The sequence below is a fragment of the Bradyrhizobium sp. 14AA genome, assembly GCF_054185205.1.
This window is the reverse complement of the sequence record NZ_JAVAYM010000003.1, coordinates 388,681-414,570: the sequence shown is the minus strand read 5'-3', so window position 1 is coordinate 414,570 and position 25,890 is coordinate 388,681. Positions and strand designations below refer to the sequence as shown.

21 protein-coding genes and 1 pseudogene are annotated in these 25,890 nt (G+C 59.0%); 6 read left to right on the top strand and 16 right to left on the bottom strand.

Annotated elements, in window-relative coordinates; translation table 11 throughout:
- The first annotated feature begins 145 nt into the window (after positions 1-145).
- Complete coding sequence (locus RAD15_RS09680; protein ID WP_458176658.1) at positions 146-1,825, top strand: carbohydrate porin; 1,680 nt, start codon at positions 146-148, stop codon at positions 1,823-1,825.
- Positions 1,826-2,322: 497 nt separating this feature from the next.
- On the opposite strand, the gene fdxB is transcribed toward RAD15_RS09680, so the two are convergent.
- The 8 genes from fdxB to nifD form a co-directional block, all read right to left on the bottom strand.
- Positions 2,323-2,616: a ferredoxin III, nif-specific gene (fdxB, locus tag RAD15_RS09675; protein WP_458176656.1), complete on the bottom strand. Its 294-nt coding sequence runs from the start codon at positions 2,614-2,616 to the stop codon at positions 2,323-2,325.
- Between the two features lie 11 nt (positions 2,617-2,627).
- Positions 2,628-2,828 carry a CCE_0567 family metalloprotein gene (locus tag RAD15_RS09670; RefSeq protein ID WP_458176654.1) on the bottom strand — a complete coding sequence of 67 codons (201 nt, stop codon included), beginning with the start codon at positions 2,826-2,828 and terminating at the stop codon, positions 2,628-2,630.
- A 9-nt stretch (positions 2,829-2,837) separates the two neighbouring features.
- Entirely contained in the window at positions 2,838-3,308 is a 471-nt protein-coding gene (locus RAD15_RS09665; protein ID WP_458176652.1) for a NifX-associated nitrogen fixation protein, read from the bottom strand.
- A 7-nt stretch (positions 3,309-3,315) separates the two neighbouring features.
- On the bottom strand, positions 3,316-3,711 hold the full coding sequence (nifX, locus tag RAD15_RS09660) for a nitrogen fixation protein NifX (protein ID WP_458176650.1): 396 nt from the start codon (positions 3,709-3,711) through the stop codon (positions 3,316-3,318).
- Positions 3,708-5,114: a nitrogenase iron-molybdenum cofactor biosynthesis protein NifN gene (nifN, locus tag RAD15_RS09655; protein ID WP_458176648.1), complete on the bottom strand. Its 1,407-nt coding sequence runs from the start codon at positions 5,112-5,114 to the stop codon at positions 3,708-3,710. The genes nifX and nifN overlap by 4 nt, the downstream gene beginning before the upstream one ends.
- Before the next feature lie 9 nt (positions 5,115-5,123).
- Positions 5,124-6,794, bottom strand: coding sequence for a nitrogenase iron-molybdenum cofactor biosynthesis protein NifE (nifE, locus tag RAD15_RS09650; protein WP_458176646.1), 1,671 nt, complete (start codon positions 6,792-6,794; stop codon positions 5,124-5,126).
- Positions 6,795-6,888: 94 nt separating this feature from the next.
- The gene (nifK, locus tag RAD15_RS09645; RefSeq protein ID WP_458176644.1) at positions 6,889-8,445 is read right to left on the bottom strand and encodes a nitrogenase molybdenum-iron protein subunit beta; all 1,557 of its coding nucleotides are present in this window, start codon (positions 8,443-8,445) and stop codon (positions 6,889-6,891) included.
- A 71-nt stretch (positions 8,446-8,516) separates the two neighbouring features.
- Positions 8,517-10,016 (bottom strand): nitrogenase molybdenum-iron protein alpha chain, encoded by a 1,500-nt coding sequence (gene nifD, locus RAD15_RS09640; protein ID WP_458176642.1) that lies wholly within the window; start codon positions 10,014-10,016, stop codon positions 8,517-8,519.
- A gap of 479 nt (positions 10,017-10,495) precedes the next feature.
- Here nifD and RAD15_RS09635 point away from each other — a divergent pair, with 479 nt between their 5' ends.
- A complete protein-coding gene (locus RAD15_RS09635) occupies positions 10,496-11,299 on the top strand; it encodes a calcium-binding protein (protein ID WP_458176640.1) in 804 nt (267 codons plus the stop codon).
- A 192-nt stretch (positions 11,300-11,491) separates the two neighbouring features.
- Here RAD15_RS09635 and RAD15_RS09630 read toward each other — a convergent pair whose 3' ends face one another.
- The 7 genes and pseudogenes from RAD15_RS09630 to RAD15_RS09600 form a co-directional block, all read right to left on the bottom strand.
- A complete protein-coding gene (locus RAD15_RS09630; RefSeq protein ID WP_458176638.1) occupies positions 11,492-11,791 on the bottom strand; it encodes a hypothetical protein in 300 nt (99 codons plus the stop codon).
- A gap of 385 nt (positions 11,792-12,176) precedes the next feature.
- Positions 12,177-13,424: a cysteine desulfurase gene (locus RAD15_RS09625; protein WP_458176636.1), complete on the bottom strand. Its 1,248-nt coding sequence runs from the start codon at positions 13,422-13,424 to the stop codon at positions 12,177-12,179.
- A complete protein-coding gene (gene sufD, locus RAD15_RS09620) occupies positions 13,421-14,728 on the bottom strand; it encodes a Fe-S cluster assembly protein SufD (protein WP_458176634.1) in 1,308 nt (435 codons plus the stop codon). Before sufD ends, RAD15_RS09625 begins: the two co-directional genes overlap by 4 nt.
- Complete coding sequence (gene sufC / locus RAD15_RS09615) at positions 14,725-15,501, bottom strand: Fe-S cluster assembly ATPase SufC (RefSeq protein WP_458176632.1); 777 nt, start codon at positions 15,499-15,501, stop codon at positions 14,725-14,727. Before sufC ends, sufD begins: the two co-directional genes overlap by 4 nt.
- Before the next feature lie 160 nt (positions 15,502-15,661).
- A complete protein-coding gene (locus RAD15_RS09610; protein ID WP_458176802.1) occupies positions 15,662-15,829 on the bottom strand; it encodes a hypothetical protein in 168 nt (55 codons plus the stop codon).
- Positions 15,772-15,997 (bottom strand): annotated as a pseudogene (locus RAD15_RS09605) (Fe-S cluster assembly protein SufB); the annotation flags it as partial. The pseudogene RAD15_RS09605 and the gene RAD15_RS09610, both read right to left, overlap by 58 nt.
- A 204-nt stretch (positions 15,998-16,201) precedes the next feature.
- Entirely contained in the window at positions 16,202-16,396 is a 195-nt protein-coding gene (locus RAD15_RS09600) for a 4Fe-4S dicluster domain-containing protein (protein WP_458176790.1), read from the bottom strand.
- Positions 16,397-17,604: 1,208 nt separating this feature from the next.
- Between RAD15_RS09600 and RAD15_RS09595 the strand changes: the two genes are divergently transcribed.
- Positions 17,605-18,300 (top strand): response regulator, encoded by a 696-nt coding sequence (locus RAD15_RS09595; protein ID WP_458176630.1) that lies wholly within the window; start codon positions 17,605-17,607, stop codon positions 18,298-18,300.
- An 837-nt stretch (positions 18,301-19,137) separates the two neighbouring features.
- Here the strand turns inward: RAD15_RS09595 and RAD15_RS09590 are convergent.
- Positions 19,138-20,340, bottom strand: a complete 1,203-nt coding sequence (locus RAD15_RS09590) for a methyl-accepting chemotaxis protein (protein WP_458176628.1) — start codon at positions 20,338-20,340, stop codon at positions 19,138-19,140.
- A 1,393-nt stretch (positions 20,341-21,733) separates the two neighbouring features.
- Between RAD15_RS09590 and RAD15_RS09585 the strand changes: the two genes are divergently transcribed.
- From RAD15_RS09585 to cysN, 3 genes are all read left to right on the top strand, one after another.
- The gene (locus tag RAD15_RS09585; RefSeq protein WP_458176626.1) at positions 21,734-21,982 is read left to right on the top strand and encodes a hypothetical protein; all 249 of its coding nucleotides are present in this window, start codon (positions 21,734-21,736) and stop codon (positions 21,980-21,982) included.
- Between the two features lie 513 nt (positions 21,983-22,495).
- The gene (gene cysD / locus RAD15_RS09580; protein WP_458176788.1) at positions 22,496-23,431 is read left to right on the top strand and encodes a sulfate adenylyltransferase subunit CysD; all 936 of its coding nucleotides are present in this window, start codon (positions 22,496-22,498) and stop codon (positions 23,429-23,431) included.
- Positions 23,432-25,336 (top strand): sulfate adenylyltransferase subunit CysN, encoded by a 1,905-nt coding sequence (cysN, locus tag RAD15_RS09575; RefSeq protein WP_458176624.1) that lies wholly within the window; start codon positions 23,432-23,434, stop codon positions 25,334-25,336.
- Positions 25,337-25,890: the final 554 nt, after the last annotated feature.

Sequence of the window (25,890 nt, the reverse complement as noted above, 5' to 3'; positions counted from 1 at the left end):
TCCCGCCGACGCAATCTCTTCCGCTCGTTTGCGCTTACAGCATCCACGAGCGTGGTCCGCTGTCGGCATTGAACAATGTCCATCCCCGGCGCCTTGAGCGATGACATCTCCTCCGACCACAATCTCACCTTGCTCATGGACATCCATGACGCGCTTACTGACGCAGCAGCTTCCGGACGTTGCGAGTAAGCTCCGGGCCGATCTGGTCGGCGCACAATCTATCAAGGCTAGCAACAAGGAGGGGAAACTCACGTCGCATGCGGGCGTGGCGATGTCGGTTCGAACTCGCTCGACTGCGGCTCCGGTCTTCAGCGCTCGATCTACTCTGACGCAAGCCGGGCTTGCCATCGCCGTATCCTTTGCGGCGAGTCTCTGCAGTTCGGCGTTGGCAGGAGTTGAGAATGCATCAGACACCAGGAGCGAGATGCCGGATGAGGCTCCTGGAAAACACTTTCAAAAGCAGAGGGGCACGGCCACCCGAAGCCGTCAGCTCAAGCGAACAAGGCATCTCGACGGCAGCCCGGCACCGGCGCAACCGACCAATATCCCTGACTCAAGGCACGATCGTCCAGACAAAGTTGCTGAGGCCAGGCCCCCAAAGAAGATCGACCCGTTCGCGAAGTTCGATAACCTGCGTGAAAAAGGCATTTGGCTCAACATACCCGGGCCTGCGGATACGATCGATCAGGACAAGGGCGGGGTTAGATCTGCGCTGGCGGATCTCGGGATCGGCTATGTGGGCTGGACGCAAAACAGCTTGATCGACAACCGACTGCCGCATGCATCCAAAAGCACCATCTTCAATCAGCGGTATGTTGGCGAGAGTCCGACATTCGGTACTGTCAGTTTCATGATCGTGACCTACGATCTCGGCCGATTTGGAATTCCCGATGGTCAGATAACCGTGGGAGCTGAGCAACAATATTGGACCTGGAAGCCTGCCGGGCCCGATAGGGTGGGGATCAATACAATTGCCTATTACCAGACGTTTTTCGACAGGAAGTTCGAAATCAAGATGGGTTACCTCAGAAATCATGACGAGTTCTTGGGAATGAATCCATTTGGACCGACGCCAGTGATCTTGTCCCAAGCCGGAATGAGCAACGATTCCGCGCCGACGCCGGCTCTCAACGTGAAGTACAATTTTGACGACCGCCTCTACACCAAGTTTTCGATCCAGCGCTCGACCAGGTCGGATGGCCAGTTGGCCCACATAACCGAAAATCCCACCGGTTTGGACTGGCGCACGGCCGACGCCGGCATTTTATTGCTTGATGAAACTGGATTTAAGAACAAGGCGGCTCCAGGATTGCCCGAGACCTGGTTGCGGGCTGGAATCGGTTTCAATGACAGCCGCTATCCGCACTTGGCGTATCCGCTCCAACCGAGAGCCAACGCGAACAGCGCCTACTACGTGGCCGCGGACCGGCAGTTTTGGCAATCTGATGCCCAAGGTTCGCCAGCTCGGGGTATCTATGGTGGGTTCTCCGCCATGTACGCTCCGTCTGACGTCAACAAGGTCAGCCGCTATCTCGAGCTTCGTCTTTATGCGAAAGGACTATTCAGCAGCCGGCCACGTGACCAGATTGCCATTGCTGCCACCAATATCGCTTGGAGCCACTTTGCAGTCGATGCGGCCCTGGCTAAAGGCGATCTCGTCCATCGCGATAGTACGGCGATCTGGGGAAGATACACTGCGCGGCTGGCGCCAGGGGTTTATGCAACCCTTGGCCTGCTATACATCAATCATCCGACAACCATTACATACACACGCCAAACCGGACATGCCCTGAACGTCTTGATGTCGACGTCAGTATTCTTCTAAGTCCGTTGGTGGATTGTGCCGCGAGTACCACGCCGGAAGGAGCCGCCGAGTTCTAAGCGCGAGCCGCGCAAGAACTCTGCCGTCGCCCGGCCACCGCGAGGTTCAGTCCGACCAGCGGGGGATCCGCTGCTCTATGAGGCGAGACGGGGACCACGGCGACAATGCCGTTCACGCCGCGCGCCGAGACAATCTCCATTGTGCCATTCGCTTAGTAAGCCCTTCGTTGAGGTAAGTCCTCGCCGGTCCTTTTCGCTCGCACATTGATCGCTCCAGCCTGGAGTGAGCGTACCTTTACGGACCAGACATCATCAGGTCCCCGTCAGGGGAGACGGGCATGTTCGTGTGTTCGGATGCTCATCGACGCGGCCCAGCTATTGTCCGCGGCCGGCGCCAAGTTGCGCCACTGAACACGCAGCGCGAAGTTGCGACCGCCGGACTTCTCTCAACCGCACCTTCGCGCCAAGTCTCCTTCACAGACGACGGAGGCGCCCACAAGCTCATTCTGCCGCGGCGGGAACGTGGGTTTGGCAGTTGGCCGGGCAGACCCGGGCGCAGGCGCCGCAACCGATACAGGCGCCATCATCATTCATCACCATGACCTTCTTTTCGATCTCATCGTCCTCGTCGCTGTCAAGGTCGACAAGATCGCCCTCCTCGTTGATCCCCTTTAATGTCATGACATGGCGACCACAGACCTTGAAGCAGCGGCCGCATCCGATGCATTTGCCGGGATCGATCGATACGAGATAATCGGGCATCCAGCCGCGGCCGTCGCGCGTTGCAAATGACATTTTGTATACCCTTACGCCGTTTCCTGTGCCTTGAGATCCTCGCGCTTTTTCTCGAGTTCGGCAAACGCATCATGCGTTCTTTGCGCCACCGCCATGATCGAGCGCCAGTTGAGCGGCAGCTCCTCTGACAAGTCATGCAGATCCATCTTGGCTTGCGTCGCCTTGGCCGACAGCTTCTTGATGTCTGCCTTCAGTGTTTCAAGTTCGCTCATGTCCCGCCCTCAATAATTCGCCGCGTCTGGAAATTTTCGGATCATCCCGATCCCGTCTGCGACAAATTTGTCACCCTCCGCGGCGAGCTTCGCAAGATTTTCGAACCCGAAGCGATGCACATCGCGCAGCTGCTTATTGACGACGATCAGGCGGCCAGCGATCAGCACCATGCGGCCAAAGCCTTCATGATGCATCTTCAGCATCGGCTGGATCATCACGCCGGTCGCCTTCTCGATCGAAAGCGCGACCGCATTGAAGAACAGCTCCAGGCGCCACACCGTGTCTGGGTCTGGATCGCCTACGATCGGCAGCGCGTGCCGCTTCTCCTTGTCCAAGACATAGGGTTCGAGCAAGTCGAGATCGCTTTTGCTCTCCCAAGCTCCATGGCTGTCCTCAGCGCGCCAGATCTTGATCAGGTGCTTGACGAACGGGGCATCAAGAGCAGTATCGGGTTGCCCCGCCTCAGCCGCCTCAGTCATGTGATCCTCATTCCTCGAAATCAAGCGTGCGCTCCTTGGCCTTGGCCAGGGCCTTGCGGATCCAGGGGGGCGGCGTGCCCTGCAGCATCCGTTGGAGCTTTTCGAGCAGCGCCAGGATGCTCTCGGGCTTGTCCACCTTGATAGGGTGTATTTTGTTCGCCACCACCCGCGCCGCGCCGGAGCCGCCGATGGCAACGACATAGAGGATGGCGCAATCCTTGATCGCTTCGATCTTGGGCGCGAGCTTATCCTCATCGCCGTCTTCCCTGAGATCGCCGTCAAACTGCACCGCCTTCAGAAAGACGTGCCCGCCCGGCCCGACGTCATAGATGACAATGTTCTTGGCCCAGCCGAAATGCGCATCGACGCGGCTCAAATCCTGGGTAGCGAATGCGACTTTCATGCAATCGAACTCTCTGTTGCGTCGACGAGGCTGCGGCCGGAAGACCCGAGAGGCGACATCGAGGTCCGCCAGCTATCGGGCTGAGGCTGATGATTTTCCTCGCGGTCGGCGATGAGGAGATTGGCGATATGGAGGATCAGATCGCGCGTGCCGCGATAGCCAACGGAGAGCTGGTGGCCTGCGCCAATTCGGTCGAACATCGGAAATCCCGCGCGATGAAACGGGATCTTCAGCCGTGCCGCGGCTTGGCGGCCGTGCGAATGCGTGATCAGCAGATCGCAATTCCCTCTCCGAGCTCGCTCTTCCAGATCCTCGAGATCGCCGATCAGGACCTCCTTGGTCCTGACCCGCTCCAGCACGGGCGAGGGCGTGGTCGTCACGGCCGCCGTGACCTGCGCGCCCATGTCGTGCAGCATGCTGGACAGGTCGAACAGGAGATCAGGCTCTGCACCGATCGCGAGCTTACGGCCGCCGATCTGGAAATGGGCGTCCAGCATCGCATCAGCGAGCTGCCCGCGCTGGCGCCGGTACTTCGGCGGTACAGGGCGGCCGCTGATCTCACTTAAGAACGCGATGAATTCATCGTTGGGGATGAGGCCACACAGTCGCTCAAACAGGCGAAACGGCACCCCGGTCCTGGTCTGCATGCCTTCTGCCGCCCGCCGCATCTGCGCACCGATGGCAATGGTCCAGCCGGACTGGCCCATGCTGGCGATTTCCTCAATGCCGATTCCGCCGATGGTCGTTGACGTAAACTCCTCAGGGATATGCCCGTCCAGCGATCCCGCAAGGTCAGGCAGGAAGCTTGGCTTTAGCCCGAAATCCTCCAGAATCGTCCTGACCTCATCGAGGTCGGCGGGCGTCAGGTGACATCCAGGCAGGACATTCACCCGCACGGGATCGCGCTCTGCCTCGATCGTTGGCGCCCTTACGAGCACCTCGACCATGCGCGCCACTGTCTTTTCCCAGCCGTCCTGAAACGCATCCTTGAAATCAGGCGTCGAGACATGGACCAAAGGAAATGTGGCGAGTTGCGGATGCTTCTTGCGGATCAGCTTGATGTGGCCGTCGATGTCGTCGCCGTTCGTTTCCGTTACCCCGGTCGAGCAGATCCCGATGATTTCCGGCTTGGTTCGATTGTGGATGTTGAGGATGGCTTGCTCGATATTTTCATACCCGCCGAGCACGGTTGTCACCTCGCTCATCGCGGTGGTCTGCAGCGGGACCGCCTCCTTGAAATGCCGCACGAACAGCGTAAGCCCAAAGGATGTGCAGCCTTGCGAGCCGTGGAGAACCGGCATCGCTCCGCGCAGGCCCATGAACGCGAAGGCGCCGCCGATGGGCTGGCTCATCTTCAGCGGGTTGACCGTGCAGGCCTTGCATGTCGTGCTGACGATAGCCATGGCGCCGTCCTATTCCGCGGCCTGCCGCATGGCAGGCGGCTGGGAGACCGACATCGCCCTCAGGATGTCCTGGATGCGGCGCCTGCAGCATCCCCCGTATGCGTCGGTGTGCTCTCTGACGGCCTCGACGCTGGTCAGACCGTGCAAGCGGATTGCATCCTCGATCGTACCGCGATCGACTGTGTTGCAGAGACAGACCCTTTTTGCGCGGCGGCTTGGCTCCAAAAGCGCAGGGGTCTCGGCGGCCTGCCCGTCCGCCTGCGCAAGGGCCGTGGGGATGGGGTGGCCATCCCTGGCGGTATCGTCCCATGGGGCTGGCCGGCGCAGCTGCTCCCACATCGGGTTGTACAGCGCCTTGTCGATCTCCTCGACCAGCTTCACGATCCCCAAATAGCCCATATAGGCATGAGACCGCTCCTGGTTGATGTCGAGCCAGGGCATCGCCGCCTTCAGCGCGACGAATTGCGACTTGCCGCCGGAAAGCATGATGTCCGCTTTTGCGCCCTTCAGCATCTTATACATGTCGCGTGGGGCCATGTCGTCGATCATATGGGCGTCCTGCCCGATCCGCTGCTTGATGCGCTCCTTGTCTTCGTCCGTGGATTTTTTGACGCTGGTGCCGACCAGCTCAAGGCCGGCCTCCTGCAACGCGGCCAGCACGGACCAGGATTTCACGCCCCCTGTGATGAGGAGGGCCCTCTTTCCGGTCAGGCGGGGCCTGTAGGATCCGATTTTCGCCCACGCGCGCGCCTCCTCCCGCGCTATCACCGCCTCGGTACGGCCGATCAGATCTTCCGGGGCCCCGCGCGCGACCAAAACGCGCGCAATGTTGCGCAGCGCATTGCTGGAATCCTGGATGCCGTAGAATGAGCCTTCGAAGAACGGGATGCCGTAGCGCTCTTGCATTTTGCGCGCGACATTGACCATCGACTTCGAACACACCAGCATGGCGGCGCGCGCCCGATGCGATGAGGCCACTTCACGATATTTCCCATCCCCGGAAATGCAGGACAGGATGCGGATGCCGAGCTCGTCGAACAGCGGCTTGACCTGCCACAATTCGCCCGACAGGTTGTATTCGCCGATCAGGTTGATGTCGCAGGGCGTGGTGCGGTCCGGCTCTTCGGTGCCGATGACATGATCAAGCAACGCTTGCCCGGCCAGCTTGTTGCCGAGGTTTTTCGAACCTACGAAGCCGGGCGAATTGACGGGAATCACGGGCTTGCCGAACTTCCGCGACGCCGCCTTGCAGACGGCATTGATGTCGTCGCCGATCATGGCCGGAATGCAGGTCTGATAGACAAAGATCGCCGCCGGATCGTATTTCGCCAAGATCTCCCTGATCGCCTTGTAAAGCCGCTTCTCGCCGCCGAACACGATGTCGGTTTCGTTCATGTCAGTGGTGAAACCGGTCCGCCAGATGCTGGCACCGGACGAAGCTGCACCGCGGTTGTCCCAGGAATTGCCCTCACAAGCGATCGGGCCGTGCACCAGGTGGGCCACATCGGTGAAGGGCTGCAGCGCGATCTTGGCGCCGTCGAAGGCGCACCCGCCCGCCGCACTGCCCGGCTTAGGTTGCTTGGTGCAGCCCTTTTTGCGGTCAGCCTCCGATTTGTCGGCATTCTTGGCGCAGCCCGGCTCGTTGAAGACATCCAGGATTCTGGCCGAAAGCGAACTCATCTGTTTCTCCTCTCAATCGCGATTAATGAGATCAGCCATCGCGCGCTAAGCCACCGCCGATGTTTGCCGGCGATGACTTGAGCGTCTTTCGTCATCAACGAATGATGTCAAAGCTATAGTCGGTGCCTGCCACGCTGGTCTTCCTGTCGATCTCGTCGAAAATCTTGTCGAGGATCTTCACCAAAACGTTCATGCCGCCTTGATAGCCCCACACCGGAGAGCGGTGATGGTGATGCCGATCAAAAATGGGGAAACCGATGCGGATCAGCGGGGTGCCGGTATCGCGCTCCAGATATTTGCCATGCGTATTGCCGATCAGGAAGTCGACCGGCTCCGTGAAGAGCAGCGAGCGCATGTGCCAGAGGTCTCGCCCTGGATAGGCATGGCAGTTCCGAGCGAACGGCGAGCTCGCAAACAAGGCCTGCATTTTATCGTGCCAAGCCTTGTTCCCATTCGTGGACAGCACATGGACCGGTTCGGCGCCCAATTCGAGCAGGAAGTCAGTCAGCCCATAACATAGGTCTGGGTCGCCGTAGATCGCAAATTTCTTGCCATGGATATGCGCGCTGGAGTCGGCCATCGCGTCGACCAGGCGGCCGCGCTCTCGCGCCAGTGCCTCGGGGATTTCCTTGCCGCTGATACGCGATAACGCCATGAGCAGCTCGTCGGTCGCGGAGACGCCAACCGGATGGTTGAAAGCCAGGACCTCCTGGCCATGGCCGGCGATGAACGCAAGCGTCTTTTCCGTGCACCATTGCTGCGCAGATATCGTCGCCCTGGCGTGAACCGCGTTTGCGGCCTCTTCCAGCGTGGTACCGCCGTCATACATCCTGAACTCGCCGTCGGTCGGCGTATCGAACACATCGGAATTGTCGGCGAGGATAGTGTACTGGACGTCCATCAAGTCGAAGATGCGCTTGATTTCACGGGTATTGCCAACAGTGTAGCCGTCAAAGCCGCCGATAAAGTTGATCTTCTCGTTGGGGGTGCGCTCGAGCTTCGGTGCTGCCCCGGCTTTTCCGTCCCAGAAATGCTCGAGGATACCCTTCAGTGCATTGTCATAGCCCGTGATGTGGCTGCCGACGAAGGCTGGCGTGTGCGCGAACGGCACATCGAAATGCTCTGGGACAGACCCTCTCTCCTTGGAGGTCTTGATAAAGGCGTTGAGGTCATCCCCGATCACCTCCGCCATACAGGTCGTGGAGACCGCGATCATCTTGGGCTTGTACATGTTATAGCTGTTGGCGAGCCCATCGGCCATGTTGTTCAGGCCGCCGAAGACTGCAGCATCTTCCGTCATCGACGAGGAGACGCAGGAACTCGGCTCCTTGAAGTGCCGCGACAGATGGCTGCGGTAATAAGCGACGCAGCCCTGGGAACCGTGAACGAAGGGCAGTGTGCCCTCGAATCCAACGGAGGCGAAGACCGCACCGAGCGGCTGGCAAGCCTTGGCCGGGTTTATCGTCAGCGCTTCCCGCGCAAAGTTCTTTTCGCGGTATTCGGGCGTCTTCGACCATTCCCTGATGCGTTCGACCTCCGCGGGATCTCGAGCATTCTCGAACATCTTCTTCTTGTTCGCCAGCATCTGCTGGTATTCCGGACCGCGGAACAGCTCGACATGATCGAGCACGTGTTCTGCATTCTGCGCCATTTCGTGGGAATCCTCTTGAAAATCGTGGTCAATGTCGGCTCGACGCCTCGGACGAGAGGCGAAGAGGCCGCTTATTCCGCAGCCAGAAGCCTCGGTTCTGCGACAGCCTTCCAGGGCGCTTTGGTCTTCCCCCAGATTGGCGAGTTGATAGCCATGTCCATGTCGCGCGCGAAGATCGGAAAGCCGTCATAGCCGTGGTACGGACCGGAATAGTCCCAGGAGTGCATTTGCCGGAACGGCACACCCATCTTCTGGAACACATATTTTTCCTTGATGCCCGAGCCGACCAGGTCAGGCTGCATCTTCTCAACGAAGCGCTCGAACTCATAGCCGTTGACATCATCGTAGATGAGCGTGCCGTCCTTGACGTAATGCTGGGCGGTTCGCTGATAATCATCGTTGTGGCCGAACTCATAGCCGGTGCCGATGACTTCCATGCCGAGGTCCTCGTAGGCTCCGATCACATGGCGTGGACGCAATCCGCCGACGAACAGCATCACGGACTTGCCTTCCAGGCGGGGGCGGTATTTTGCGACCACCGCATCAACAAGCGGCTGATACTTTGCGATCACCCGCTCGGCTCCTTCCTTGATCCTGTCGTCGAAATAGCCCGCTATCTTGCGCAGTGACTCCGCGATTTTTGAGGGACCGAAGAAATTGTATTCGCACCACGGAATCCCGAACTTCTCCTCCATGTGACGGGAGATGTAGTTCATCGAGCGGTAGCAATGCAGGATGTTGAGCTTCGCCTTCGGTGTAGCCTCGAGTTCGGCCAGCGACCCGTCTCCCGACCACTGGGCGATCACGCGCAGCCCCATTTCTTCCAGCAGGATTCGAGACGACCAGGCATCCCCGCCGATGTTATAGTCCCCGATGATCGCAACATCGTAGGGCGTTGACTCGAAGCGGGACTTCTCGGGCGTGAGCTTGTCGAAGACCCAATCGCGCACGGCATCGTTAGCAATATGGTGCCCGAGCGACTGCGAGACGCCGCGGAAGCCCTCGCAGCGAACCGGCACGATCGTCTTGCCGCCATATTCCTTCGACTTGGCTTTAGATACCGCCTCGATGTCGTCGCCGATCAGACCGATCGGGCATTCCGACTGGATGGTGATGCCGTTGTTGAGCGGGAACAGCTCCTGCAGCTCATCAATGAGTTTGACGAGTTTCTTGTCGCCGCCGAACACGATATCCTTTTCCTGGAAGTCGGACGTGAACTGCAAGGTCACGAACGTATCGATACCGGTCGTACCGGCGTAATAGTTGCGCCGCGACCCCCAGGAGTACTGGCCACACCCGACCGGACCATGGCTGATATGGATCATGTCCTTGATCGGTCCCCAGACCACGCCCTTGGAGCCCGCATAGGCGCAGCCGCGGATCGTCATCACGCCGGGAATGGATTTGAGATTGGACTTAACTCCGCAATCCGCCTTCCCGGCCTCATGAACGTTCAGGTGCTTGGCGCGCCGTTTCGCGGTCTTGTCGGGATAGACCGTCAACACTTCCTGGATGAGTTCCTTATTGCGGGCCTTGATCTCCTCAATGCTTTCGGTCGTAGCGAAGCTCATGCTGATATCCTTTGAGAGTTAGCGAGACGGCGCTCAGCGAAGAGTTTAGCAACGACCGTGCCAGCCACGTGCAAATGCAAAAACGAGCGGAGTTGGAAGAACATAGCGTTGTCGGCGAGCCCGGCCGGACTGTGTTGCAAAGCCGACATCGGGACTTCTCCATGGACAGACTCGCTTGCGCCTGTTCGATAGAAAACAACGAGCAGCGGGCGTGGCATTGCACCGCTGATATTCGGCTGCAAAACGGTAGCCTTGGGGTGGGCTTGGCGCGCCCGCTGGCGACTGCGTCATAGCCCGGCGGCCAACCGCTCAAACCGGGTCGCACCAGCTGATGCGCTGAAGTGCGCCAGAGAAGCGCACATGGATGTATCCGCCATGCCGATGCGTTCTATCAAAACAATGAATTATTCCAATTGGCCGATGAGCAATATGAACGGGCCAGGTGGCATGGCGGGGCTGTCTAACAAGGAGTATTCGCGATGGACAAACCAATTCTTGGCGGTCCGGGCAGCAATAGTCTCTTTGGCGGCGACGGTGACGATATAATCACCGACCCCAAGGGCGATGACTGGATCGACGGTCGTGCCGGAAACGACTTCATCTCGGCCGGCGAGGGCAATGACCGAGTCTTCGGTGGCGCGGGCAATGACAACGTCTTCGGCGAGGAGGGTAACGACTTCCTCTATGGCGACAACGGCCCCGACAAACCGCGAATCGTCAATGAGGGCAATGATAAACTCTACGGCGGTCCCGGCGACGACGTCCTCTTCGCCGGTGACGGCAGAGATTCCCTGACGGGAGGCACCGGCAACGACACCTTTGCGTTCCAGTTCCACAACCCGATCCCCGGATTCGACCCACGGTATGGGTCGGACCCCGACCACACCACTATCGTGGATTTCGACCCGGCACAGGACACCTTCGCATTCGACGCGGTCGGCTTTGGCAGCGACGGTCTTAACGCGAACTTCATCAATCACGTCAGCATGCGGTCTGGCAATCAGGTGGACACCTTCTACAGTGGCCCAGCCTCTGGTGCTCATGGGGAACATGTCGTGGTGATCACCGATCGGGGTTTCTCCAACGGCTCTGACGCAGCCAGTGCCATTTCCGCGGCCCCCGGCGACATGATCGTCTACTTTGGATACAAGAGCATGACTGCGAATCTGGCCTACGTCACCTCCGCGAACCATGTTGACGAGTTCGCCCACCTGAGCAATGTGCACAGCGTGGACGGCTTGGCCAGCTTGGGCCTGACCGCAGGAAACTTCACGTTCCACTGACTCCAAAACCCGTGCTGAACCCTGCGCCCGCCCCCACCGGCGGGCGCTTTCCCTTTCCGCTGCTTGCCAGGGCAGTGGCAGGCACAGCGTGTTCAGCTTGATGAAGCTGTGCCTCGCGCGCTGGCCGCAGACCCGATCCTCCTGAAGCGCGTCGGGAAAACACCCCAATTCCAATCAATGAGTTTGCTGTGGTCAGTTGGCCTTTTCGCCTCTGTCCGAGATCAGGATGATTTCACCGAAGCCGCAGTACGCTTCACGTCGAAGGGCATGAAAGCGCAGTCCGGGATTCCGGTTCGGTCGGTTGTGGTGGCAAAATAGCGGCCACCTCTTCACCCCGACAGCAGCAAGGCCGAAAGCCTGGATCCCGCGCATCGTATAGTCCTTCAAGGTGTGGCAATCCGGATCAGTGAAGAGGGAATAGTTCTCTGCCTCGTGGTTCACGACCGCCGTCTGCAGCACCGCGATGACCTTCTTGCCCTTCCCGGTTCTCAATCATCCATTCCACCCTCCTGAAAAACAGTTTTATACGGTAAAATCAAATCGTTATGGCACCAACTAAGGGGACTCAAAATCTCCCTTGCCGCGCCAAGACCCACCATGTCGCTAGCCAGCGCGCATGACCGCGAGCACGGCCTGCGGATTGAAACGTGACTTGACAGGGATGCTTGTGAACCTGAACCTCTACCGCCGGATTTCGATTTCGTTCGCATCAGCCAATGCCGCGCCATGGTCCACCAGCACGCATGCCCTCGTTTCTGGTCGCGCCAAAGAACCGCCTCACCCGCGCCGGCAGAGGCCACACGCTCATGAGGATTTCACGTATTGGTGCGGCGATGCGACGGAGCCATCCGTTATCGCCTGGGGCGCGGTCGCCTGTTCATGCGAGCAATTCATCGGCCGCAATAACGGCCTGAGCGAGTGCATCAACGTCTGCATACGTGTTGTAGAGCGCCAATGACGCACGGCACGTTGCTGGCACACCGAACCGCTTGATCAACGGCATCGCGCAATGCGTGCCGGCGCGCACTGCAACGCCCTGCCGATCGATGATCGTCGCGACATCGTGGGGATGGACGCCCTTCAGCTCGAAGGAGATCAGCGGCCCCTTGTCCTTCGCCATGCCGATCAGCCGCAGCGACTTGATTTCACCCAAGCGCTCGTGCGCGTACTCGGCAAGATCCTGCTCATGCGCGGCGATGCGCGCCTTACCGATCGAGTTGACATAGTCGATGGCGGCCCCCAGTCCGATCGCCTGGACCATCGGCGGCGTGCCGGCCTCGAACTTGTGCGGAGGATCACCATACGTGACCCGGTCCTGCGCCACATCACGTATCATCTCGCCCCCGCCATTGAAGGGCCGCATCGCAGCAAGCAGCTCATGCCTGCCGTAGAGCATACCGATCCCGGTCGGCCCGTAGAGCTTGTGACCGGTGAAGACGTAGAAATCGCAACCGATGTCCTGCACGTCCGCCGGCAGGTGCACGGCGCCCTGCGCGCCGTCGACCAGCACTTTGATGCCGCGAACGTGCGCCAGCTTGACCACATCCTTAACCGGCACGATGGTCCCAAGCGCGTTCGACATGTGCGTGATTGCGACCAGCTTGGTGCGGGGGGTGAGGAGCTTTTCGAACTCCTCGATCAGAAAATTGCCATCGTCGTCAACCGGGGCCCATTTGATCACCGCGCCGTGACGTTCCCGCAGAAAATGCCAGGGCACGATGTTGGAGTGGTGCTCCATGATCGAGAGCACGATCTCGTCTCCGTTGCCGATATTCGGCTGCCCATAGGAAGAGGCCACGAGGTTGATCGCCTCGGTGGCATTGCGGGTGAAGATAATCTCTTCTGAACGGCGGGCGTTGACGAACTGCGCCACCTTGGTCCGCACCCCCTCATAGGCTTCGGTCGCGACATTGGCGAGGTAATGCAGGCCGCGATGCACATTGGCATATTCACTTGTACAGGCCCGCATGAGGCGGCCGAGCACCGCCCTGGGTTTCTGGGCCGAGGCAGCATTGTCGAGATAGACGAGCGGCTTGCCATACACCCGAATGGCAAGCGCCGGAAACTCCTCACGAACGCGCATCACGTCATAAGCGGAACCGCGAACGGCCGGATGCGTGCTCATCGCCGCGTCTCCAGCCAGCGCGCGACCCGCGCGCTCACGAACTCGCGCAGACCAGCGTCTGCGATCTCCTCGATCGCCTCGCCGAGAAACGCCTGGATCAAAAGCGCCTGCGCCTCCTTCTCGGGCAGGCCGCGCGCGCGCAGATAGAACAAGAGGCTGTCGTCGAGCGCGCCTGATGTCGCGGCATGGCCGCAGGTGACATCATCCGCGAAGATTTGCAGGTCCGGCTTGTTATCGGCCTTGGCCTCGTCAGACAGGAGCAGCGCCCGCGTCATCATCGTGCCCTGCGATTTCTGCGCGTTGAGGATGATGCGTCCCTGGAACACGGAATGGCCGCGATCGTCCACCACGCAGCGGAAATTCTCTTCGCTCGTGCAACGAGGTGCGGCGTGATCAATCACCAGCGTGGTGTCCCCGTGCTGGGTATCGTTGAGCAGGTTGACGCAGTTGATGGAGAGCTCGGAACGCGCACCCGCCAATGTGATGAAGCCCTGGTAGCGAGTGACAGCTCCGCCATAGGTCATATTGAAGGAACTGACCGTCGCTTTCTCGTGGACGGTCATCATCTTTGACGAGATGTTCGTGGCGTCAGCTGCGTCAGCCACCACGCGCAAATGCGAAAGATTCGCTCCTTCCCCAATCTGGGCGATCACCGCGTCGTGAACCTGATAGGCGCTCGCGCCATCGGCAGCAACAAAGCTTTCGACCAGGGTCGCCTGTGCGCTCTTGCCAAGTTTCAGATGCGAGCGTGTGAACGCAGACGATAAAGCCTGAGTCGCGACGTGAATGATCTGGATCGGAGGGCTCAGCGCGACACCATCGCCAAGCGTGACCACGACACCGTCAGTCACCATCGCGGCATTCAGTGAGATCATCGGATCCGTCGCGAAGGTTATCAGCAGATCGGCCCCGGCTGGATACTCCAGAAACTCAGGCACCGTCTTGACATCGACGCCCTCGCCGAACGCCGCCAGGTCCGACAGGTCAGGCGCGAACACTCCGTCGACCAGCACCAGCTTAGCCGCGCCTTCGAGTGCCGTCTGCGCAACTGCCGCTTTTGCGCGCACCAGCGCGGCAACGTCCGGTACCGGCGCCAGCGGCAGGACCGCGCGCATCAGCACGCGAAGGTCAGTGTATGCCCACTCCTCAAGGCGCTGGTGCGGCAGGCCAGCGCGCTCGAATGCGTCGAAAGCGCGGGCGCGAGCATCGGCAACAGCTCCCGCGCCAGGTAACCGTCCGCGCGCGGCGTTAAAAACGTCTCTCGCCGGGCATTCGGGATTGGTATTCGCCAGAGCCAGGGTCATCGGAATATCCGCAACACGGCCAAGCCGCGTCCTCGGAAATTGGCATAGCCGGACGCTTCCAGCTCTAGCGCCAGTTCCTTGCCGCCGCTCTTCACGACACGGCCCCTCGACATCACGTGCACGACGTCCGGCACGATGTAATTGAGGAGCCGCTGATAGTGGGTGATGACGACCATGGCGCGCCCCGGCGAACGCAGCGCGTTGACGCAGTCGGCCGCAATGCGCAGCGCGTCGATATCGAGGCCGGAATCCATCTCGTCGAGGATGCACAGGCTCGGCTCGAACAGCGCCATCTGGAGCACCTCGTTGCGCTTCTTCTCGCCGCCGGAGAAGCCGACATTGACGCTGCGCTTGAGCATGTCCTGCGGGATGTTCAGCGACTTGGAGACCTCGCGAACCTTCTTCAGAAAGTCCGGAGGCGAAAATTCGCTCTCGGCGCGCGCTTTGCGCTGCGCGTTCAGCGCGGTGCGCAGGAAGGTCATGATGGCAACGCCGGGGATCTCGACCGGATACTGGAAAGCCAGGAACACCCCCTTCGCGACGCGCTCTTCCGGATCCATCTTCAGGAGGTCCTCGCCCTTGAACACGATCTGGCCGTCGGTGACCTCATAACCGGGCTTGCCGGCGATCACATGGGAGAGCGTCGATTTGCCGGAGCCGTTCGGCCCCATGATCGCGTGAATCTCGCCCTCGTTCACGGTCAGGGTCAGCCCGTGGAGGATCTCACGCTCCTTGACACGAACCTTCAGGCCTTTCACTTCAAGCAATGCCATTGTGTCGTTCCGTCTATCTCCTCCTGAGGGGCACCGAAGGCGCGTCTCGAAGGATGAGGCCAACAATCAATCCGGTATCCATCCTTCGAGACGGCCGCTTGCGCGGCCTCCTCAGGATGGGGTCAGAGCTAGCCGACCGCCCCTTCCAGCAGGATCGAGATCAGCTTCTGCGCCTCCACTGCGAATTCCATCGCCAGCTGCTGGAGCCGTCCTTGACCAAGCCGTTGACGACGGGGCCGACCGCCTCCTCCTGGGTGAGGCCGCGCTGGAGCGCGCCCAGGTCGGCGCGATCATGGTCAGCCGGCGGCGACAGGCTTCGAGCCGCCACAGGAGCATCCAGGCCGGTTCGTTCTGTCTTCTGCGAGATGAATTTGGCGGTATCTTCCGACAACCTCTTTGGAGCCTTTCGGAGTCGATCAAGGTCTCAAACCCATAACGATACTGGGTCGACGTCGATGCACTTCACGCACTCGATCGTCTCTTGTACGGCTACCATTGGCGCCTCCGCACGCGCAGAGACCATTCCGGCCACGTCCGGCAACGGTTATGGCGTCCCCCCTCGACCGTATAGGCCAGCGACTCAATCAGGCCTAACGCGGAACGGACCGTCACTCTAACCAGGTCACCAACAAGGAAGGCCGCAGGGCTCAATTGTGTCTCGACCGTTCTGCTGGTGCCGACCATGCGCATCGCCGCTCCGCTAAGCCGGGACACACGTGTTGGGAACCGGGCAGACAGCAGCGCATTGCGGCGCGCCGAAATGCCCCTCGCATTCGGTGCACGTCTTCGGATCGATCACATATACGTCGCGCTTGAGGTTGACTGCCCCGTTGGGGCACTCAAACTCACATGCGCCACAGGCGGTGCACTGGGACGCGGCTATCTTGTACGCAATAATGGTGATTTCCTGAAAATGCGATGCCGGACGCCTTCTCCCCTTCAAGGCTCGTGCCAATGCCAACGCGCCATGGTTGGCGTATCTTTGGGTCTAGCGAGGTATATGCGGCCGAGCAGTGTGTCCCAACCCCGACACTCGAGGCATGGGCTTGATCTCGAATGGCAGCACGCTCGACGCTTTCGGAAGGCCCGCCCCTAACGAGGCATCTTGACTGTCTTTTTGATTTGCTCCTGCTGAAGCGCAGCCTCGAAGCCCGTTATCCTGATAACCGACGGAGAGGCGATATCCGGGCACTCCAAGCCAATTCTGCCGACGCTCGACGCCTTGCGCCGGTCAATATCTTGCTCTCGCTGCTTAAGCGGGCCTGCGAATGTCAGGAAATTTCTGACCCGGGCCCGCGGATGGACTTGAATCGTACGTAGCGTCAGATTGTAGGTTTTCCGACACGGGCCTGCCGAGACTCTCTCGGCAGCGCCAAACCATCCTGACAGCGAGCAAGAATTGCGAATGTCTGAAGCTCTTAAGGTTGCGCTGCAAACTCATCACGCGTCTTGCGGTGGCACGTTGTTGAAATGGCCGATGCGCCAGGCGGGAGAACCATCGCCGCCGGCCTTGCGCCGGGCGCAAGTCGGTCACTTGGAGAGCAGGGATGGCCGTCTTCGCCTCGCCCAAGCCGGATGGGAGAACGATCAGAATTCAGGTTCCACATCCGAGGCTACGCCAGTATCCGTTATGCGAGGTGAATGCAGGCCACGCTGGCTCGCACCACATGCGTGACTGGTGCCAATGCCGGGATGCACCGGCCAATGTTCACGGTCTCTCGATAGGCTGCAGCGTCGGGAGCGCACGTGACTCGGTTTTGGGGATCGCCAGGGTTCGGCATGTGTTTTCGAAAGACGTATATTGTCTCGTTGGGAGCGTTGGCGGGCAAATGCGCGAGGGTATCGTCACGGCCCTCGATCCCTTCAATGATTCGGACCCTACCTGCTGACGCCAAGATCACCACGAGCGTCCGCAGCGGACGGCCGAAGGTACCAATAGGCCGATGGACGGATCGGATAGATTGGTCGTTGACGACCGTTGTTCTGCGTCAGTTCCGGCTTCCGGCGTTTGCTCCAAAGGGAGAGCTTTACAAGAATCGCGTGGCCTCACGGTCGACGATGAGCCGCTCAATCATCCCGTCGTAGATTGGCGAAAGACTATGAATGCGAACGCTACTGGTTGATCATCAAACCGCCTTCGCGCGGGCTGTCCAAGGAGCACTCGTGGAGTGTGGGTTCGCCGTCGATGTGACACGCACTCTGGACGAAGCGGCGGCAGCTCTTGATTGCGCATGCTATGACATTCTTCTTCTCGAACTGGCTCTACCGGATGGAGACGGCTTGGACTGGCTGAAGCAATTGAGGCGGAACGGAAAATCGATGCCCGCGATGGTGATAAGCGGGCTCAACGATCTCGATCTCCGAATTGCAAGCTTCAACGGTGGGGCGGACGATTTCCTGCCAAAGCCGCTGTCTACTGTTGAGCTCATCGCCCGGATGCGAGCCATTCTGCGGCGATCGAAGCAAATGACGGCCCCGCTCATCATATTTGGGAATGTCGAATTCGATCCGATTGCCCGGCAAGCCTGGGTGGATGGACGGCCGCTCCGCATCGCGCATCGTGAACTGTGCGTTCTTGAGTATCTGCTCAGCCATGCTGGGCGCACGGTGCCGCGCGCCTCACTGGAGGATAGCATCTATTCATTCGACCATGAGGTCTCGACCAATGCGCTTGAGGCGGCAATCTATCGCTTACGCGGACATTTGAGGCGATCCGCAGCGACGCTACGGATCAGGTCCGCGCGCAGCATCGGCTACTCTCTTGAATTAAATGGCGCGCATCCACCGCGCCATGGGTAGAACTTGAAAGCAAGACTTCCATCGTTTGTGACAATGATTCCCACGAAGATCGATGGTTAATTATCCTTGGCGCTCCTGGTGTTCCCCCTGCCCAATCCTTCTTCCCCTTTACGGCCCTTCTGCAAGGTTCACTTACTGCCGCAGCCCGGATCAAGCGGGACGCTCGACTGGCGTAGCCGACCGGCAGCGTGTGCCATCAAGACCTAGATGGACTGCTCTTCCGGAAATCTCCCTTCATCGTCTGTCTCCTCTGGCGAACTGGGCCCAAACTTAAACCTGGCTCCGTTTCAGCAGTAGCAGGTTACCTAATTTGTCCGAACGGCGGTGGCCATGCGGGAGGCGATTCATGTCGAGGCGATGCGTTTTCTACATCCGACTTCGCACCCGTCTCGGTGGATGAGGAACGCACTGAATTCGCGAGGGCGTTGGAAGCGGATCACTAGGGAGCTCGGATCACGAGTGATATCCGCATGAACGATTGGCACTACCGCAAGCCGACGTACTGGCGTGGATGCGGACGGCCGCATGATGTCGCGCCATCCGTTCATCGCAAACTGCAAGCAAGGTCGCCAACCGGTCACCCCTCAGAGCTAGACAATCAAACTCTGTACCACTCGCTGAGTGCCAGCTGACCGTCGAAACAGAGGTTTACAACAGCATCGCTCGATCGCAACTCTATCGAACCAGCATCCGAACTGGCCTACGAACCGCGCCCGGATGAACCGACAACGGTTATCGATCCGATTATAGAGTTCCGTCTGGCCGACCAACGTCCCACTCAGCAGACGTCGTGGGCGACTTGGTTGCTTGACCTGCACCTGAACTGAGCACGCCACGTTACGCCGAGATCTTGATCAAGAAGTCGCTGACCTGCCCCTGCAATGAAACGATATTGCTGCTCAAATTCTTCATCTTCCCAACGGCCTGCCCCGCCGATGAGCCAGAGGCACGCGAGGCATCGTTGAGTTGGTCAATATCTCGGGACGCTTCGCGCATATCGGAACTGATGTTGGTAATGCTTCGCGAGATGTCGTTCGTCACGATCGACTGCTCCTCTATCGCCGCCGATATGCTGTTGGATATCTCCTGCAACTTGTCGATGATGCCAGCGATGTCACTCATCGACGCAGTCGCCAGTTCCGTCCTTTGTTGAATGGCAAGAATTTGAGCATCAACCTCGCTCGTCGCTTTTGCAGCCTGCGCGGCAAGATTCTTCACTTCCCCAGCCACCACTGCAAAGCCTCGCCCCGCTTCGCCGGCTCGCGCTGCCTCGATGGTTGCGTTGAGCGCCAGCAAATTGGTTTGCGAGGCTATGCCCTCGATCATTTGGACGACGCTGCTGATCTTCGTCACCGAAGCAACAAGCTCACCTAACGTTGCTTCAGCGTGTCCGGTCTTGTCGCGCGCAGTTTGCGAAATGTTAGCGGCCGTCGAAACCTGTCGGCTGATTTCCGAAATCGAAGCCGAGAACTCCTGAGCGGCCGAAGCAACGGCGGTCGAGTTTCCTTCGGTCTTTTTCACCATCTCGGTCATGGCTTCAGTGCGAAGACAGACATCGCCCGTTGAAGCTGTAATTTCCGATGCGACCGCTTGCATGTCCTGCATTGAACTCGCCACAACGTCGACGACCCGCGACACATCGCCATCAAATCTCTTCGCAAGACTCAGCCTCTCTTCCCGCATCCGGACCAGGTCGGTTATATCCTGCCATACACACACGACTACCGGACGGCCGGTGAATTCCGAAACAACAAGACTTATTCTGACCGGAATGGAGGATTGATCTTTGCGCTGAAGCCACCATTCGATCGCCACGTGTCCCGACCGCGTCACAACCTCATTGGTCTGCTCGAACATCTGCGCAACAGTCTTGCCGTTCGGTTGAGGATCCAGCGAAAGCGAGGCGATACTCAACCCTTTCAACTCTTCTCCACTGGAAAACCCGAGCATGTTGGCTGAAGCGTCGTTGGCGAGCACGCACTTGTCCGCATCATAGACCGTGATACCGTCCTTGATCGTTTCGAAAGCCTTGATCGCCATCGCTTCGTCCAAGGTCACTGCGGACGGCTCACCTCTCCTCGACGTCACGACGGAAAGGACCAACATAAATCCGCCAAGAACGAGCCCGCCCCAGAAGTGAAGTGATAGGAAGTCTGCATTAGCCGCAACCGTCGCTGCCGGGACAGACAATGCCAGAGCGAGACTTGATATCCGAGTGTGCCACATATTTCTAATTCCCCAATTGAATCCGGCGTAAGTGGTCGTATCGAACCTCAATTAAGACTTCTCTTACGTGACTGTCCTGTCGGCAACGCCGTGTGCATTTCTACATTACATATATCACCTTCTAAACAACGAAACCGACCACGATCCAACGCACATGGGAAGAGGCAAGACTTGATCAAACGGCAGAAGCAACGGCGACTACAAACCTGATGAGTAAGCCCAGCTCGAACTCAGCTATGGCTGCACGTCCCAGAATGAGCGCTGCGATCTGCCTTCGGTTAGCAGGCGTTCGCATTTCTTCCGGTAGTGCGGCAACTGCATCATCAAAGATTCGTGCCAAAACCGATAGCTGTTCTGGTTCGCATACGCTGCGGTAGTCCTGTATGACTCGCCCAGCTCCACTACTTATGACCGCGCCGCCGGCTCGCTCGTCGCGGTTTACCCATAGACCGAGTGCTTCGGTTATGAGCTCGATTGTGAGCTCATTCAGCAGTTGGGTCGCCTCTTGCCCGTTTTTGCCGTCATTTATTAGCCTTGCCAGCTCTTCGATTTGGAGCTCGATGCTCCGCTTAAGGTCCTGGACACGCGAGTTGCAACGAGGACTATGCACGATGCGTTCTACAGCGCGCGGCTCGACTGGACTTGTCCTCACCGGGACGACGAAAAACCTTTGACGCGTCTGCGCAGGTGAAACGAGAGAAGTCGAAGGGGTAGCGCACAAAGCACCGTCGCTCGATACGCTCGTTTCATGCGCTCGACTGGATGCTTCGGTAGACCCGTCCCCACTCATACTCATGACTGCCTCATGCACCCTTCTGGCACGCGAATTAAAAGATTGAGACCTGCCGGCCAGCCGATTGCGTAGGGCTGCCCGACTGCCTCATCAATCGACAATCGACCTTGACGACCTGCGGCGTCTCAGTTCGAAATTCACCGGCGCGATGAGTATCCAGCGTTTAGGTCGATCGGTAAAATCGATTGTTATGATCGAATGTATCCACGGCATCGATACAAAGGCGGATCGCTATACGGTTCCAGCCATAGATAGTCTGGTCTTGGCTTGAATGGACAGATGCGTCCCAAGGGCACGCCGAAAGGCGTTGAGCTCGCTTGCGAGCCCTGCCCCACTGAGGGCTATATGGATCCGGCCGCACTAAAAAGGGCCCGACCCTTTTGGGGCCGGGCGAAGTTCAGTCTGGGAGGAGCGATGCTACAAGACATCGCACCAGCTTCCGTCGGCAGAGGGAGGACTACCGGCGGTTCATTTACGGCGAGGGCATTCGCCGTTAACCTTGGCCACGAGCAGGCTGATATCCATGACGAGCACAACGTGCTGTCGCGGCTGACTGCTCTATGGAAAATGCGCTTCAAGCAATTCGGCCCAACACTTGCGCGTAGGCAAGTCGACAGCGGCGTCAATATTTCTTCACGAAGCCTTTTGCAAAACGCCAAATGAATGCCGTTCGCCGGATGACGTTCGTCGAACAGCTGCGCGATGACAGGCGCGTCAAGAACCGACGACCGCTATCTGAGACGGCGCTCACAGAATACGAGGCAAACCGGCCTGATGGTCTATTTCTCTAACTGAGCGTTTGTTATCCGCCATTTCGTACGACTGGTAAAATCGATTGTGTCGATGGAGCACATCCAGAATTTGAATAGAGACAACCGCTTCAGGTGTTGATCTTGATCTCCTCATCTCATAACCAATGGCTTCGAGCACTCAGGTCAGATGCTTCGTTCCTGGTGCCACCTATTCTACTTTTCCGTTCTCGATCGTTCGGCGTGGCACGGAAACGAAAGCTACACGTAAGCAAGACACTTGATCCGGATGAGTTTCGAAAGCTCGCGCGGATAATCGGCGTGATTGCTGTTCAACGTTACGGACCCTGAGAGCGGCCCCATGAGCTATGGCAAGTTAGATTATCGAAATGGCGACTTGCCGCGCGGGGAACCGCAGATGTTCAGAATGAACGCACAAAATATCACTAAACCACAGACGCGCACGCTGCCGCGGCATCTGCGGCGGCTGGAGGCCGAGTCCATCGAGATCATGCGCGAAGTCGTTGCCGAATTTGGTAAGCCCGTAATGCTCTATTCGATCGGCAAGGATTCGAGCGTCATGCTGCACCTGGCGCAGAAGGCGTTCTATCCGGCGAAGGTCCCGTTTCCGCTCTTGCATGTCGACACGACCTGGAAGTTTCGCGAGATGATCAGCTTTCGCGACGAGACGGCCCAGCGTCTCGGCATCAACCTGATCGTTCATGTGAACCAGGACGGGATCGAGCGCGGCATTAACCCGATAGATTCCGGATCGACGCTGCACACGCAGGTGATGAAGACAGACGCGCTCAAGCAGGCGCTCGACCTTTACGGCTTTGACGCGGCGTTCGGGGGCGCCCGGCGCGATGAGGAAAAAAGCCGGGCGAAGGAGCGCATCTTCTCCTTCCGTTCGCAGGGACATGTCTGGGACCCGCGCAACCAGAGGCCGGAGCTGTGGAATCTCTTCAACACTCGCAGCCGGAAAGGCGAGACAATGCGCGTGTTCGCCATTTCGAATTGGACGGAACTCGACGTTTGGGAATACGTCATGCTGGAGAACATTCCGGTCGTTCCGCTTTATTTCGCGAAACAGCGGTGGGTGGTCCATCGCAATGGCACGCTGATCATGGTGGATGATGAGCGCCTGCCCTTGGCTCCTGACGAGACGCCCGAGCTCAAGATGATGCGTTTCCGCACGCTTGGTTGCTATCCGCTGAGCGGCGCCATCGAGTCTGACGCCGCCACCATCAAGGACATCGTCGCGGAAATGCAGGTTGCGACGCTCTCCGAGCGTCAGGGACGGCTGATTGATACCGATGAGGTGGCATCGATGGAGAAAAAAAAGCGGGAAGGCTACTTCTGAATGGATACTGATGCGCTGCGAGAGCTCACCTTCACCGACAGCAAGGATCAGCTTCGCTTTATCACCTGCGGCTCGGTGGACGATGGAAAGTCGACGCTAATCGGCCGGTTTCTGCACGACAGCAAGGCGATCTATGAAGATCAGATGCAGGCGCTTGCGCGCGACAGCGTCAAGCACGGCACAACCGGAGATGATATCGACTTTGCCCTGCTGGTCGATGGACTCGAGGCCGAACGCGAACAGGGCATCACCATCGATGTCGCCTATCGCTTCTTCACCACGCCGCGCCGATCGTTCATGGTGGCCGATACGCCTGGTCACGAACAGTATACGCGTAACATGGCGACCGGCGCCTCCAATGCCCAGCTCGCGGTCATCCTGATCGATGCGCGCAAAGGCGTCCTGGTGCAGACCAAGCGCCACTCCTACATTTGCTCGCTCCTGGGCATCCGGCACGTGGTCGTGGCCCTGAACAAGATGGATCTGGTCGATTACCGCAAGGAAGTGTTTGATCGCATCGTGGACGACTATGTCGATTTCGCTTCGAACCTCGGCTTCACGTCGATCGCGGCTATCCCGATCTCCGCACGATACGGCGACAACATCATCCGCCTGTCCCGCAATACCGACTGGTTTCACGGCCCTTGCCTGTTGGACTATCTCGAGAATATCGACATCCAGTCCGAGACGGCAGGCTTGCCCTTCCGTTTCCCGGTCCAATGGGTGAACCGGCCGAATTTGGATTTCCGCGGCTACGCTGGAACGGTGGTCTCCGGCAGCATTACGGTCGGCGACGAAATCGTTATTCCGGCATCGGGACGCAATTCGCGCGTCAAGCAGATCGTGACGTACGATGGCGACCTTGTGCGCGCCGAAGCCGGCGATGCGGTGACCATTACGCTGACCGACGAGATCGACATCGGCCGCGGAGATATCATCGCTAAGCCGACGGAACGACCGGAGGTCGCTGATCAGTTTGCCGCCCACCTGATCTGGATGGACCAGGAGCCCATGGTCCCGGGCCGGTCCTATGCCTTCCGGATCGGCACGCAATCGATTGCGTCCGGCAGCATCACGGTGATGAAATACCGGATCGACGTCAACACCGGCGCGCACGTGTCAGCCCGCACTTTGAGCCTCAATGAAATCGGCTTCTGCAATATTGCAACCGTACTGCCGGCAGCCTTCGATGCCTATGAAGCGAATCGGCGCACCGGTTCCTTCATCGTGATCGACCGCGACACCAACCGGACAGTCGGCGCTGGCATGATTGCTTTCCCCTTGCGGCGTGCCGCCAACATAGCCTGGCAGCCGCTCTCGCTCGGCAAGAAGGAGCGCGCCGCTCTCAAGCACCAAAGACCCTGCATGATCTGGTTTACCGGGTTTTCGGGCGCCGGCAAATCGACCATAGCCAACCTCGTCGACCAGAAGCTATTTGCGATGTCGTATCACACCATGCTCTTGGACGGCGACAATCTCAGGCACGGTCTCAATCGAGATCTCGGCTTCACCGAATCCGATCGGGTTGAAAACATCCGCCGCGTCGGCGAGGTGGCCAAACTGATGGTCGATAGCGGCTTGCTCGTGATCTGCTCGTTCATCTCACCCTACAAGGCCGAGCGAGACATGGTTCGCGATCTCGTGGACGACGGCGAATTCATCGAGGTCTTTGTGGACACGCCGATCGGCGAATGCGTGCGGCGCGATCCGAAGGGTCTCTACGCCAAGGCGAAATCAGGCACGATCAAGAATTTTACCGGCATCGATGCGCCGTACGAGGCGCCGAGCGCGCCGGAGATCCATTTGACAACACTGAACCAGCAACCGGAGCGCTTGGCCGATACGGTGCTAAACTGCCTGGCCAAACGAGAGATCATCGTGCTGGCCAACCGGACGGAGAACTAACCGGCTCGGCTGTCAGAGCTGTTTGCCCAGGGACTGACATTTCTCACCTCCAACCTGATCTGGCTGATCGGACCAAATACCATGCCGCCACATGATGCCAAACTCCTGCACCATCCGGCGACGTCCCGTTTTGCGGGCCTTACATCGCAGCGAGCTTGGATCGGTCTAGACTGGCCCGACGTTCTCAATCATGAAAGGCTCGGTCGAACGCGGCGCGCCTGGTTTGGCTTCTGTGGATAATATCATGCGTTCCTGCGCCGGTCCGGGGCACCGACGAACAGCTGACTACGTTCACTCTTGTGAAGGACGCCTTTGTGGTGTGGTAGAGCTCGTCTCCGGCGTTAGCTTTACCCACAAGGTTCGTATCTCCAGTTCAGACGGCGTTGTCGATCAAACGCGCGGCCTGCCAGCCCGGCTCGCCGCATCGCGCCACGTGGGATAGGTACGCCCTGGCCTTTGCTGCGCCAGTGCGACAAGGTTCTGAGCAGTTCTTGGGGAACGGCTCTGCTGCCGAATAAGCGTCCGCGTGATGTCGCCCCTACCCAAACGAGCTG